Raw genomic sequence first — 12,145 nt, forward strand, 5'->3', positions numbered from 1 at the left:
TCGGGAGACCGTGCGGTCTTGAACGAACCGCTCACCCTCGGTCAGGCGGGCAGAGCCGGATAATCGGTGTAGCCGGCCGCGTCGCCGCCGTAGAAGGTGGCCGGGTCCGCGGCGTTGAGAGGGGAGCCGGTCGCCAGGCGCCGGGGCAGGTCGGGGTTGGCGAGGAAGAGCCGCCCGAAGGCGATCAGGTCGGCGGTCCCGTCGTCGATCAGTGCGAGTTCCTCAGGACCGGTCGGGCGGGCGCCGGTGTGGGGGTTGAGGATGAAGGCGCCGGGGAACCGCCGTCGCATGGCGTGCGTCAGTTCCCGGTGCCCGGCCTCCATGACGTGCAGATACGCCAGGCCCAGGGCGGCTGTCCGCTGTACGAGCGCCTCGTAGACGGGGTGCGGGTCGGGTTCGTGGATGTCGTTGTTGGTCGTTCCGGGCGACAGGCGCAGGCCGGTGCGGGCACCGCCGATCGCGGAGACGACCGCGGAGACCACCTCCACGGCGAACCGGACGCGGCCCGAGGCCGACCCGCCCCAGCCGTCGGTGCGCCGGTTGGTGTTGGGGGCGAGGAACTGGTGGATCAGGTAGCCGTTGGCGCCGTGCAGTTCCACCCCGTCGAAGCCCGCTTCGATGGCGTTGCGCGCGGCGCTCGCGAAGTCGGCGATGGTCTGCTCGATCTCGGCGGCCTCCAGTTCGCGTGGGAGGACGAAGTCCTTCACGCCGTCGGGAGTGAACACCTGGCCCCGCGCGGCGACCGGCGACGGCGCCACCGGGATCAGGCCGTCGGGCAGCAGGACGGGGTGGCCGATCCGGCCGGTGTGCAACAGCTGAGCGAAGATCTTTCCGCCCTCGGCATGCACCGCGTCGGTCACCTTGCGCCAGGCGGCGACCTGCTCGGCGGAGTGCAGGCCGGGCGTGAACGGATACCCCTGACCCGTCACCGACGGCTGGATGCCCTCCGTGATGATCAGTCCGGCGGAGGCGCGCTGAGCGTAGTACTCCGCCGTCAGTTCCGTCACCAGCCCGCCGTAGGCGCGGCTGCGGGTCATCGGTGCCATGGCTATCCGGTTCGCGAGTTGCGTGCCGCCGACGGTGATCGGGTCGAATGCGCTGGTCATAGCTGTTTCCTCGTCATCGGTTGGTTTGCCGAGCACGGTGTGGCGCGGGGTCGTACGTACAGGGGGTGCGGCGAGTGAGGACGCGGCGTCGCCGGCCGTCAGCCGAGCCGGCGCCGCGGCAGGAGCACGCTGACGACCGCGATGGCCAGGCCGAGCCCGGCCGCGATGAGAAAGACAAGGTCGTATCCGGCGGCGAGGGCGGCGGCCGGGGAACTCGCGCCGATTTCCGAGGCGGCTCTGGTGCCGGCGGCGGTCGCGAGCACCGCCAGGCCGATCGACCCGCCTACCTGACCGGCGGTCTGGGCCAGGCCGCCGACGGCCCCCGCGTCGCCTTCGGGAACGTCGGCGGTCGCCGCGGCCATGAGGGTGGGGAAGGTCAGCCCGATGCCGGCCGCGATGAGCAGCATGGGCCCGAGCACGCCGGTGACGTAGCCGCTGTCGGTGTGGGCCTGGGCGAGCCAGCCGAAACCGGCCAGGAAACAGGCGCTGCCCGCCGGCACCAGGGGGCGCACACCGGTTCGGGGCAACAGGGCGGCGGCCAACCGGGCGATCAGCATGAACACCACCGCCGCGGGTGTCTGCCCGAGCCCGGCTTGCAGCGCACTGTAGCCGAGTACGTTCTGCAGGAAGAGCGACGTGAAGTACCACATCGCGATGGAAATCCCGCCGAACAGCAGCAGCATGCCGTTGCCGACGGCCACTCCCCGGATCCTGAACAGCCGCAGGGGCACCATCGGCCGTCCGGCGAAACGCGACTCCACCACGACGAAGACGCCGAGCAGCAGCAGACCCGCCACTACCGGCCCGACGACCGGCACGGACGTCCAGCCGTGATCGGCGCTCCGCATGACCCCGTAGACCAGCGCGGCCAGCCCCGCCGTCCCGGTGACCGCGCCGATGAGATCGAGCGACTCCCGCCGGCCGGTGCGCGCGCCGGCCGGCGACATCATGGCCGCGACGACCAGCACGGCGCCGATCGGCACGTTGATGAGGAAGACCCAGCGCCACGACAGGCCGGTCGTGATGGCACCGCCGGCGACCGCGCCGACCATCCCGCCCACGCCGCCCGAGGCAGACCATGCGCCGAACGCCCTGGCACGCGCGTTCGGCTCGGTGAACGAGGTGTTGATCACGGCCAGCGTCGCCGGGGCCATCATGGCGGCTCCGATGCCCTGCGCGACGCGGGCCGCCACCAGGACCTCAGGAGTGGTCGCCAGGCCACCGGCCAGACTCGCGGCGGAGAACAACAACAGTCCGGCGGCCAGAATCCGGCGCGGGCCGAACAGATCGGCGGTGCGGCCACCCAGCAGCATGAAGCCGGCGAAGGTAAGCAGGTAGCCGTTCACCACCCAGGCCAGGCCGGTCGGCGTGAAGCCGAGGTCCTCGCGGACCGAGGGCAGGGCGACGTTGACGATGGACGCGTCCAGGATGACCATGAACTGGCAGGCGCACGCCAGAGACAGGACCAGCCAGGCGAGGCCGGCCTGCGGCCTGACCCGTGGCGTTCCGGTGCCGGTGCTCGTCATGAGTTCTTCTTCCTTGCCGACCCGCCGCTCACGCGGTCGGGGGGCGGTTCGGCGACGCGGCCGCGTCCTGGTCCCGGCCGAGGTGGTGCCCCGACGACGACCTGCGCGAATGCGTGCGGAGTGCCTGTCCCGCTGTCGTAGATGTCGGCGATCTTCACGGTCATGTCCGGAGCCTCGATGTCGTGTAGAATAAGTTATGCGAATAACTATTATGCGCATAACTAACTTGTCAAGGAGCCCCATGGACTTCGAGCACGCCGACGCTCTCAACCAGGCCATCCGCCTGCTGAGCCTGCGCCACCGGGCCAGGGCCGCGGCGCTACTGGCTCCGCTCGGCCTGCACCCCGGGCAGGAGGCGCTCCTGCTCGAACTCGCCAGGACCGGCCCGATGATCCAGGCCCAGCTCGGCGAGGCGCTCGGCTGTGAGCCGCCCAGCGTCACGCTCATGACCCGCAAGCTCGAAGCCTCCGGCCACATCCGCCGCGCACCCGCCCCCTCCGACAGGCGCGCCAGCATCGTCGAGCTCACCGACAGCGGCAACGCTCTGGTCGAGCAGATCAAGCAGCTGTGGTGCGCTCTGGCGGAGGAGACCGTGGCCGGCCTGCCCGCCGAGACTGTGGCAGAGCTCCCCGGCATCCTCACGGCGTTGACCGGCAATGTGGACACCAGGCGCCCCCGCCGGCCGCACGGCAGCTGACACCCTCTGGTCGCGGAATCGCGACGGGCCGGGTATGTCGCCGAGCGGGTCGTCGCGCCTCTGGACGGCGAGGTGACGCGATGCCCCTCCGCCGTCCCTGCTCGTCCGGGATTGGGACGACCGATAACTGGGCAAGGTTGCCGTCGGCGTCAGCGCGCGCTTCGGTTGAAAGTTTCATCACAAGCCGTTGCGCAAACGGTGCGGGCCGGGCCGGTCACACCAGGTGGGATGCGTTCCGGAAGCCCGAAGTGCACCCGGGCTCTCGATCTTCCTCTTGCGCAACCTGGTGATTCCTAGTTTGCTCCGCCATTACCACCGGAATCGACACTCATAGGCGCGGCACCCCGCGCCGCGGACCTGTGTGAGCGCTAACACGCCTCGGCCCCGGGAAGGAGGGTCTCCATGATCGGAGACGGTCGGCAGCCGCGCGCCACCACCCCAGAGGCGTCCGGGCGTGCCCGGCATCGGGAGGGAGCGCTTTCCTGACGGGCCTTGCCCGGTCGTATTCGCTTCCGTCGCACCAGCACCTCAACGGAGTCGAGGGAGAGGAGCCCCGGATTTGCTCGTGATGTTAGCGCTAACAAATCCGCGATCGACCGCGGTCCAGCCGACGATCCGCGCGACCGCGCTCTCGCCCTCGAACGGCGTGATGTGTACCGGTGGCGCGTTGACGGGGGTGGACGTGTCGCCGCGGCCATCATCGACCTTTCCATCGCCCCTGCCGGAGCGAGATCTCAAAGGACACGGCGGGTCTCGAGCTCCGCACGCGAACGACGGCCAACCGGGCCGTACGGAAACGATTCGCGAGCCCGCCGACCTCCTGGCGGCAAAGCTCGAGGATCCGTCCCGATCGGCTGACTGTCCATGCCCGGTCCCATAAGACCACTGCGGTTTGCCCAAGCGTGGCCCGCTTCGCCACGCCTTCACCCCCAAGGAGAACGGAACAATGGATTCACCCCCCATTCGTGTGACGAGCGGCCGGCATCGTTCGCCGGCCGGTGACGGCCTGCGCCTCGTGGCGGTCCTGGCCACGGTGCTGACGACGGTGCTGGCGGTCGCCGTGACGTGGTCGGCGCCGGCGTCGGCGGCGGTGGCGCCGTTGGTGAGTGCGGCGTCGGGGCGGTGTCTGGACGTGGCGGGCAACACCGACGCGCTGGGCACGGGCCTGCAGATCTGGGACTGCAGCGGTCAGGCGAACCAGGCGTTCGAGTTCACCTCGGCGGGTGAGCTGCGGACGTTCAACGGCACGCGGTGCGTGGACGCGTACGGCCAGGGGACCTCGAACGGCACGAAGGTCGTGATCTGGTCCTGCAACGGGCAGAACAACCAGAAGTGGCAGCAGAATGCCGACGGCTCCATCAAGGGCGTGCAGTCGGGGCTGTGCCTGGACGTGACCGGGCTCGGCACGGCCAACGGGACCGCCGTCCAGCTGTGGTCCTGCAACGGGCAGACCAACCAGAAGTGGAGCATCTCCGGAGGCGGCCCGAGTTCGTCCCCGTCCCCGTCTCCGTCGGTGACGCCGACCGGCACGTGCGCTCTTCCGTCGACGTACCGCTGGACCTCGACGGGCGCGCTGGCGACTCCGAAGTCGGGGTGGGTCTCGCTCAAGGACTTCACCAACGTCGTCTACAACGGCAAGCACCTGGTCTACGCGACGACGCACGACACCGGGTCGGGCTGGGGTTCGATGGGCTTCAGCACGTTCACCAACTGGTCCGACATGGCCTCGGCCACCCAGACCAAGATGAACTCGGGCACCGTGGCGCCGACGCTGTTCTACTTCGCGCCCAAGAACATCTGGGTGCTGGCCTACCAGTGGGGCGGGACCGCCTTCTCCTACCGCACCTCCAGCGACCCCACCAACCCCAACGGCTGGGGGGCGCAGCAGACCTTGTCCACCGCGAGCATCTCCGGCTCGGGCACCGGGCCGATCGACCAGACGCTGATCGGTGACGGCCAGAACATGTACCTGTTCTTCGCCGGCGACAACGGCAAGATCTACCGGCAGAGCATGCCCATCGGCAACTTCCCGGGCAGCTTCGGCTCCAACTACACGACGGTCATGAGCGACTCGACCAACAACCTGTTCGAGGCGGTCGAGGTCTACAAGCTCCAGGGCCAGAACAAGTACCTCATGCTCGTCGAGGCGATCGGCTCGCAGGGCCGCTACTTCCGCTCGTTCACGGCCGACAGCCTGAGCGGGTCGTGGACGCCGAACGCCGCGACCGAGAGCAACCCCTTCGCCGGCAAGGCCAACAGCGGCGCCACCTGGACCAACGACATCAGCCACGGCGACCTGGTCCGCAACAACCCCGACCAGACCAAGACCGTCGACCCCTGCAACCTGCAGCTGCTCTACCAGGGCCGCAGCCCCAGCTCCGGCGGCGACTACGGCCTCCTGCCCTACCGGCCGGGCCTGCTGACCCTGCAGCACTGACGGCATCACACGGGTCCACCTCGGGGTGGTCCTGACGCTCGCGTTGAAGGCGCATGCCGAATCGGGTGAGCGCCATCACGGCACACGATCAGGACCGGATGGACCTGGACCGGCGGGCTCGGCGCAAGGCCGAGCCCGCCACAGTCATGTATAGAGCCCAGATCATCCCGCTGTCCGAGTCGAACCGCCGACGAGCGACTGTGCCGCCTGATCGCCCATCACGCCCGCACGGCCGACGAGGTTGGCTGGGCTTTGTGTGGTGTTGTCCCCGGGGTCACAGCCAGCCCGCGTCCTCGGCGATGCGGACGGCGTCGATCTTGTTGCGGGCGCCGGTCTTGGTGATCGCGCCGGTGAGGTAGTTGCGCACGGTGCCCGCCGACAGGTGCAACCGGGCGGCGATCTCCTCGGCGGAGGCCCCACGGGCGGCTTCGCGCAGGACTGTGGTCTCGCGTGGGGTGAGAGGGCTCTCTCCGTGCTCCATCGCCGAGGCCACCAGCTCCGCGTCCAGCACCCGCAGCCCGGCCGCCGTGCGCCTGATCGCGTCGGCCAGGCGGTCGCCGGGCGCGTCCTTGACCAGGAAGGCCTCGATGCCCACCGACAATGCCCGCCGTACCTGACCCGGCTGGCCCATCGCGGTCAGCACCAGGATGCGGCAGGAGGGGAGCACCTCCCGCAGCTGCGCGGCGGCGGTGATGCCGTCCAGCACGGGCAGGTCGATGTCGACGATCGCCACGTCCGGTCGCATCCGCAGCGCTGCGGGGACGATCTCGTCCCCGCGCGTCACCTCGGCCACCACCTCCAGGTCGGACTCCAGGCGCAGCAGGGCGATGAGCGCGGCCCGGATCATGTGCATGTCCTCGGCCAGGAGGACGCGGATCACGTGGGCACCTCCATCGTCAACCGGAATCCGCCCTCGGACGTGTGCCCGGCCTCAACCGTGCCCTCCACCTGCGCAGCACGCTCAACCAGCCCGACCAGCCCGCCACCGAAAGGCTGGGCACCGACAGGCCCATCACCGACCGTGTCGGTAGCGGTCTGCGCGTCATCAGGTGGGAGGCCGTCGTTGACGATCTCCAGGCGGATGCGTCCCGCCCGGCTCGAGGTGGTGATCGAACAGGTGGTGGCGCGGCTGTGCCGCAGGATGTTCGTGACACCCTCGCGCACGGCCCAGGCGAGGGCCTCGTCCGGCTCGCGGGACGGGGCGATCTCGGCGAGGTTGACCTGGCAGCCGATTCCGGACGATTCCAGCAGCGCCGCGGCCCGGTGCACCTCACCGGCGAGCGACATCCGCCGATAGCCGCGAGCCACCTGACGCACCTCCTGCGCGGCCTCCCTCGCCACCTGGACCAGCGTGCCGACCTCGGTCTTCGCGGCGGGCAGATCGCGGTCCATGAGCCGGGTGGCCAGGTCGCCCTTCAACACGATCGCGGTGAGGCTGTGGCCCAGCCCGTCGTGCAGGTCGCGGGAGATCCGCAACCGCTCCTTCAGCACCGCCGCCTCCGCCAGGTCGGCCCGCGCCTGCTCCAGTTCGGCGGTGACCCGGACCAGCCGCACGATGACGTAGATCATGGCGCCGGTGATGACGATGGTGAGGGCGTAGAAGTACGAGCCGGTCACGTTGTGGAAGATTCCCTGGAGCCACCAGAACTCCGCCGCCACCATCGTCGTCACCAGGACGCCGCCCCAGCGCAGGGGGAGCAGCAGGAGCACCGGCCCGGCCAGGAGCGGCGCGGTCCCGGCCGACCAGCCGGTGAACCCGAGGACCTCCGGCAGGTAGGCGGCGACCGCCTGCACCGCCAGTGTGGCGGGGAGCCATCGGGATCGGGCGCCCGTGAACGCCTGCCGTACGTGAAGGAAGTGCGGCCAGTAGAAAGCGGCCAGCAGCACGAGCAGCCGGGCGTTGACCGACGCGGCGGCGGTTGCGAGGGAGGCCACGAGGGGGATGATCGTGTAACCGACGGAGACCAGGACGATCAGCGCGATTCCGAGCCGTCGCGCGGAGGTGGAGTTCATGACCGGCCCATTATGACTTCCGGGTCTCCCAGCGGAACCACCTCCTGATCGAGAGCAGCGCGACCCCCGCCCACACCGCCAGAACCAGAGCCGGTACGGCTGCCGCCGCCAGGTCGGAGCCGAGTGTTCCCGGCCCGTAGGAGGCGCGTACCGCGTCCACCACCGCGCTGGTGGGCAGGGCGGCGAAGAACGGGTGCAGCCAGGAGGGCAGCAGGTCCACGATCGAGCCCATCGCCCCGGACGCGAGGCCGGCCAGGAAGAAGAACGGCAGCGTCATGGGCGCCGCGAGCTCCCCGCGCGGGATCGCGGCCGTCCACGCCACCCCCAGCGTCGCCATCACCGCCGAACCCGCGACCGCGAACACCGCGAAGAGCACCGGATTCCTCGGCAGCGGCACATCGGCCAGGAGGTGTACGGCCACGGCTGACACGATCATGAGGATGACCGTCTGCGTGACGGTGTTCGCGACCTCGCCGAGGAGGATCTGCCGGTCGGTGAGCCGGGTGGTGCGCAGCCGTTTGAGCAGGAGCTGGTCGCGGCGCATGGTCAGGGCGACGGTGATGTTCAGGAACGCGGTCCCCGACAGGATGAGCGCGAGCGTCCCCACGAACATCTGCGCCGCGGCCGTGACGCCGCCGGCTGTGACGTTGCGCATCAGCGTCGGCATCCCGATCGCCAGCCCCAGCGGGGTGATCACGGAGGCGGGCAGCATGCCCTTGTCGCGCCAGAACAGCCGGGCGCTCAGCTTGTAGGTGGCCGTGAGGCTCATCGGCGTGGGTCCCATCGGAAGAGGAAGCGGACGCCGACCAGGCCGAGGAGGGCCCAGACGGTCAGGTTCAGGACGGGCCCGGTCAGCGTCGCAAGCTCGCCGCCCCTGTAGGCGAGCCTGGCGATCTCGACCATCGCTCCGGTCGGCAGCAGGTCGAGCGCCCACCGAACCCAGCCGGGGAGGAGGCCGGTGACGAACGGCCCATATGCTCCGGCCCCGAGCGCGCTGGCCAGCATGAACGGGATCGTGGCGGGGGCGTTCAGGTCGGGGCGGCGGGTCACGGTCGAGAAGACGACGCCGACCAGCGCCAGCACTCCAGCCACCGCGACGACGCACGCCGCGAACAGCAGCGGCAGTTCGGGCGGCCGTAGGTAGGTGAGGGTATAGAGGATCACCGAGACGAGGGCCGACAGGAGAGTTGCCTGCGTCACGATGTTGACCAGCTCGCCGCCGATGATGGCCCGCCCGCGCAGGCCCGAGGCGCGTAGCCGCTTGAGAACCAGCAGCTCTCGCCTGGTCGACAGCGTCACGGCCGTCTGGGTGGTCGCGACGATGGTCAGGACCATGGCGAGCATGCCGAGATGCATGCCGAGCACCACCTCCACGTCGCGGCTCCTGAGCGAGGCGGCGATCAGCAACGGCAGGCCCGCGCCCAGGCAGACGCTGAGCACCGCGATGCCGCCGACGACCCGCCCGTCGCCCCAGAACAGCCGCCCGCCCAGCCGCGCCACGGCCAGCACCTCACGCACGGACGTCACCACTCCGGGCCGGGCGGTCGCCTCGGTCGGTTGTGCCGTTGTGGGCCAGTTCCAGGAACAGGTCTTCCAGTGAGGCCGTCCGGACCTCCAGGCCGCGCAGGCGCAGGCCGCGTTCGCTCGCCCAGCCCAGCAGCGTCTGGGCGGCCAGGTCGGGATCGGCGGCCTGGACCATGGCGAGCCTGCCCCGCACGGTCGCGGGCAGCGGCAGCTCCCCGGGATGGATCACGGACGGCAGCTCGAACGAGACCCGCCCCACCCGCGTGGCCAGCGTCTCGGCCATGTCGCCGCCGACGGCGATCTCACCTCTGTCCATGATGGCCAGGTTCGTCGCCAGTTGCTGGGCCTCCTCCAGGTAGTGGGTGGTCAGCAGCACGGTCGTGCCCCGGGCGGCGAGGTCGCGGACGACCTCCCAGATGTTGCGGCGGGCCTCGGGGTCCATGCCGGTTGTCGGCTCGTCCAGGAACAGCACGTCGGGCCGGCCCAGCAGGGCCAGCGCCAGGTCCAGGCGGCGTTTCTCACCGCCGGACAGCTGCCGCACCTTCGTCTTCGCCTTCGCCGTCAGGCCCGCCAACTCCAGCGCCTCGCTCGCGGGGCGCGCGGCGGGGGTGAAGTCACGCCAGATCTCGACCGTCTGCCCGGCCGTCAGGTCGGGGAAGAATCCGGCCTCCTGCAGCATGATGCCGACGTTGCCACGCACCTGGGCGCGGTCCCTGATCGGGTCGAGGCCCAGCACCCTGACCGAACCGGTGTCCGGCTTCTGGAACCCGGTGAGCAGCTCGAACGTCGTGGTTTTGCCCGCACCGTTGCGGCCGAGCAAGGCGAAGACCGTTCCCGCCTCGACCTCGAACGAAATGTCGTTGACCGCCTGGAATCTGCCGTAGCTCTTGCTGACGTGGTTCACCTGGATCGCTGTCACGCCTTGATCCTTCGCCAGGGGCGGTGGCGGAAACAGTGAGCAATTCACAACTTCGCGAGCAGGCCGAGTAGACGGCCGGTCGCCGCCTTTGCGTTCTCGATCTGATGAAGATGGTGCCCCCGGCGCGGTCGTCCCTCCGACACAGGGATCACGTGACCGGGCGGACGCTCATCGCCGGCTTCGCGGCCCGCGTAGGCTTCGGCAACTCCGCGGCGATCGTCAGCGTTCTCGCAGTTTGTGGATCTCGTCGTCGAGGGCATCCTCCACTCGCCCGAGGAACTCGGCGATGACGCGGAGGTCGCGTTCGTCGTAGTCGGTCATCAGATCCCTCCAGCTGCGCAGCAGCGGCAGGAACACTCCCGCGATACCGGGCCCGGCCTTTTCTGGCTGGAATTCGACGACGACCCGGCGGCGGTCGGCGGGGTCGCGGGTGCGTGCGACGAATCCCGCCGCTTCCAGCCGGTCGATCACTGTGGTCACTGAGGCAGTCGTCAGGCCGGTGCGCCGGGCCAGCTCTCCGGCGGTCAGCGGCTCATATTGGAGCATCTGGATGCAGGCCATGTCGGTGCTGTTGACACCGATCACGCGTGCGGCCGCGTTCGCCATCTCTGCGCCGCGCTGGTTGGTGCGCCTGATCCGATTGGTGATCTCCGTCATGAGCTCAGCCCGTGCGCTTGACATGGCTCCCCTCGTCTCGATTTTCTAATATCTCGAAAATCTAGTAATCTGCTGTCGGTCTGCCGGCGTCGTGCCGAAGGCGCCGGCCATAACCAGAAGGAAATGACATGTTCCAGTCGACACGGCGACGCGCACTGCTGGCCCTACCAGTGCTTGCCGCCACAGCGATCGTAACCGTGCCCGGCCCGGCGCAGGCCCACGCGAAGCCGGCCCAGCCGACCGGCGGGATCGCGAAGTACCTGGGTAAATGGAACTACGACCAGCCTGACCGTACGACGATGACGAACATCGCTGTGATAAGGCCGGGCACGATGGAGGCACCCCAGGTCGGCGACATCGTTTTCACCGCCCGTGACCATGACACCGTGGTGGGCCGCACCGACGTCGGGTGCACGTGGACGTTCAAGGCGGGGCCCGCCGGCCTTCACCTGGATCCGGCGACGCAGACCTGCCACAACCCGACCAGCAACGCGTGGTACACGATCAGCACGTGGACCGTCACGGTGAACGGCGACCACGAGAAGGAAACGATCAAGGCCGTAAGTCCCAACCCGGCCGGAAACTACGACTGGCAGCTAGACAGGGGCGCTCGTACGAAGGCCAAGGAATACGACCCGCGAAGCGCCGCACGGTTCCCCGGCACGTGGCGATACGACGCAGCGGACCCGGCGACCAGGGCGAACATCCGCGTCACCCGATCCACCGGCTCAGACGGGAAACCGGTTGTGACGCAGACCCCCGAACAGGGACTCCTCACGATCACCGGCGAGTATGACAACCGGATCACCGCTCGTACCGCCGATGGCTGCACCTGGACCCTGCTGACCCGGGGCAACACCGCACACCTCGATCCCGCCGTCCAGACCTGCGTGACGTCGGCGACCGCCGTCGTGACGCTCCGATACTGGTCCATCGCGAGTGACGGACGCCACCTGGCGACCATAATCGCCGGTACGGACGCCAACGACGGTGAGTTCTACCTCAACGCGGGCCTGTCACCCGCATGATGATCGCCATGTGGATGGCGGCGGCCGGCTTCCTCGGTTGAAGGCGCACCCGACAGGCGTCTTCCCGCTGGGTGCACCCGAGGCCGTCCTCCTTGGGGAAACCCTTCTCGTGCCACGCGCCCTACTCGAACGGGCCGCACGCCGGCAGATGAACCTTCCCATGACCGGCTGCCGGCTCGGCGCTTCGAAGACCATGTCCGGTACCGTGCCGAAGTCACGCGTCACGCGATGCCCCTGA

The 12,145-nt window shown here is 69.5% G+C and carries 11 protein-coding genes; 3 read left to right on the forward strand and 8 right to left on the reverse strand.

What is annotated here, in order from left to right; translation table 11 throughout:
* Positions 1-41: 41 nt before the first annotated feature.
* Together HHX35_RS39635 and HHX35_RS39640 are read right to left on the reverse strand one after the other, a co-directional pair.
* Positions 42-1,106 carry an alkene reductase gene (locus HHX35_RS39635; RefSeq protein WP_182903732.1) on the reverse strand — a complete coding sequence of 355 codons (1,065 nt, stop codon included), beginning with the start codon at positions 1,104-1,106 and terminating at the stop codon, positions 42-44.
* 98 nt (positions 1,107-1,204) lie between these two features.
* Positions 1,205-2,632 carry an MFS transporter gene (locus HHX35_RS39640; protein ID WP_182903733.1) on the reverse strand — a complete coding sequence of 476 codons (1,428 nt, stop codon included), beginning with the start codon at positions 2,630-2,632 and terminating at the stop codon, positions 1,205-1,207.
* A 241-nt stretch (positions 2,633-2,873) separates the two neighbouring features.
* Between HHX35_RS39640 and HHX35_RS39645 the strand changes: the two genes are divergently transcribed.
* Positions 2,874-3,329 carry a MarR family winged helix-turn-helix transcriptional regulator gene (locus HHX35_RS39645; protein ID WP_182903734.1) on the forward strand — a complete coding sequence of 152 codons (456 nt, stop codon included), beginning with the start codon at positions 2,874-2,876 and terminating at the stop codon, positions 3,327-3,329.
* Between the two features lie 946 nt (positions 3,330-4,275).
* Entirely contained in the window at positions 4,276-5,766 is a 1,491-nt protein-coding gene (locus tag HHX35_RS39650) for a non-reducing end alpha-L-arabinofuranosidase family hydrolase (protein ID WP_182903735.1), read from the forward strand.
* Positions 5,767-6,040: 274 nt separating this feature from the next.
* Here HHX35_RS39650 and HHX35_RS39655 read toward each other — a convergent pair whose 3' ends face one another.
* The 6 genes from HHX35_RS39655 to HHX35_RS39680 all read right to left on the reverse strand — a co-directional run bounded on the left by HHX35_RS39655 (position 6,041) and on the right by HHX35_RS39680 (position 10,879).
* A complete protein-coding gene (locus HHX35_RS39655; protein WP_182903736.1) occupies positions 6,041-6,646 on the reverse strand; it encodes a DNA-binding response regulator in 606 nt (201 codons plus the stop codon).
* Positions 6,643-7,779 (reverse strand): sensor histidine kinase, encoded by a 1,137-nt coding sequence (locus HHX35_RS39660; protein WP_182903737.1) that lies wholly within the window; start codon positions 7,777-7,779, stop codon positions 6,643-6,645. The genes HHX35_RS39655 and HHX35_RS39660 overlap by 4 nt, the downstream gene beginning before the upstream one ends.
* A 10-nt stretch (positions 7,780-7,789) precedes the next feature.
* A complete protein-coding gene (locus HHX35_RS39665) occupies positions 7,790-8,563 on the reverse strand; it encodes an ABC transporter permease (RefSeq protein ID WP_182903738.1) in 774 nt (257 codons plus the stop codon).
* Positions 8,545-9,297: an ABC transporter permease gene (locus HHX35_RS39670; protein ID WP_182903739.1), complete on the reverse strand. Its 753-nt coding sequence runs from the start codon at positions 9,295-9,297 to the stop codon at positions 8,545-8,547. Before HHX35_RS39670 ends, HHX35_RS39665 begins: the two co-directional genes overlap by 19 nt.
* On the reverse strand, positions 9,290-10,222 hold the full coding sequence (locus HHX35_RS39675; protein WP_182903740.1) for an ABC transporter ATP-binding protein: 933 nt from the start codon (positions 10,220-10,222) through the stop codon (positions 9,290-9,292). The genes HHX35_RS39670 and HHX35_RS39675 overlap by 8 nt, the downstream gene beginning before the upstream one ends.
* 219 nt (positions 10,223-10,441) lie before the next feature.
* The gene (locus HHX35_RS39680; RefSeq protein ID WP_182903741.1) at positions 10,442-10,879 is read right to left on the reverse strand and encodes a MarR family winged helix-turn-helix transcriptional regulator; all 438 of its coding nucleotides are present in this window, start codon (positions 10,877-10,879) and stop codon (positions 10,442-10,444) included.
* A 128-nt stretch (positions 10,880-11,007) separates the two neighbouring features.
* Between HHX35_RS39680 and HHX35_RS39685 the strand changes: the two genes are divergently transcribed.
* Positions 11,008-11,907, forward strand: coding sequence for a hypothetical protein (locus HHX35_RS39685; RefSeq protein ID WP_182903742.1), 900 nt, complete (start codon positions 11,008-11,010; stop codon positions 11,905-11,907).
* Positions 11,908-12,145 lie beyond the last annotated feature (238 nt).

It is taken from the genome of Microbispora sp. H10830 (assembly GCF_014161375.1).
Taxonomy (GTDB): Bacteria; Actinomycetota; Actinomycetes; order Streptosporangiales; family Streptosporangiaceae; genus Microbispora; species Microbispora catharanthi.

Bases quoted from the DNA above. Each gene is read 5' to 3' on its own strand.
- HHX35_RS39635 (WP_182903732.1), bottom strand. From the start codon at position 1,106: ATGACCAGCGCATTCGACCCGATCACCGTCGGCGGCACGCAACTCGCG.
- HHX35_RS39640 (WP_182903733.1), bottom strand. From the start codon at position 2,632: ATGACGAGCACCGGCACCGGAACGCCACGGGTCAGGCCGCAGGCCGGC.
- HHX35_RS39645 (WP_182903734.1), top strand. From the start codon at position 2,874: ATGGACTTCGAGCACGCCGACGCTCTCAACCAGGCCATCCGCCTGCTG.
- HHX35_RS39650 (WP_182903735.1), top strand. From the start codon at position 4,276: ATGGATTCACCCCCCATTCGTGTGACGAGCGGCCGGCATCGTTCGCCG.
- HHX35_RS39660 (WP_182903737.1), bottom strand. From the start codon at position 7,779: ATGAACTCCACCTCCGCGCGACGGCTCGGAATCGCGCTGATCGTCCTG.
- HHX35_RS39665 (WP_182903738.1), bottom strand. From the start codon at position 8,563: ATGGGACCCACGCCGATGAGCCTCACGGCCACCTACAAGCTGAGCGCC.
- HHX35_RS39680 (WP_182903741.1), bottom strand. From the start codon at position 10,879: ATGACGGAGATCACCAATCGGATCAGGCGCACCAACCAGCGCGGCGCA.
- HHX35_RS39685 (WP_182903742.1), top strand. From the start codon at position 11,008: ATGTTCCAGTCGACACGGCGACGCGCACTGCTGGCCCTACCAGTGCTT.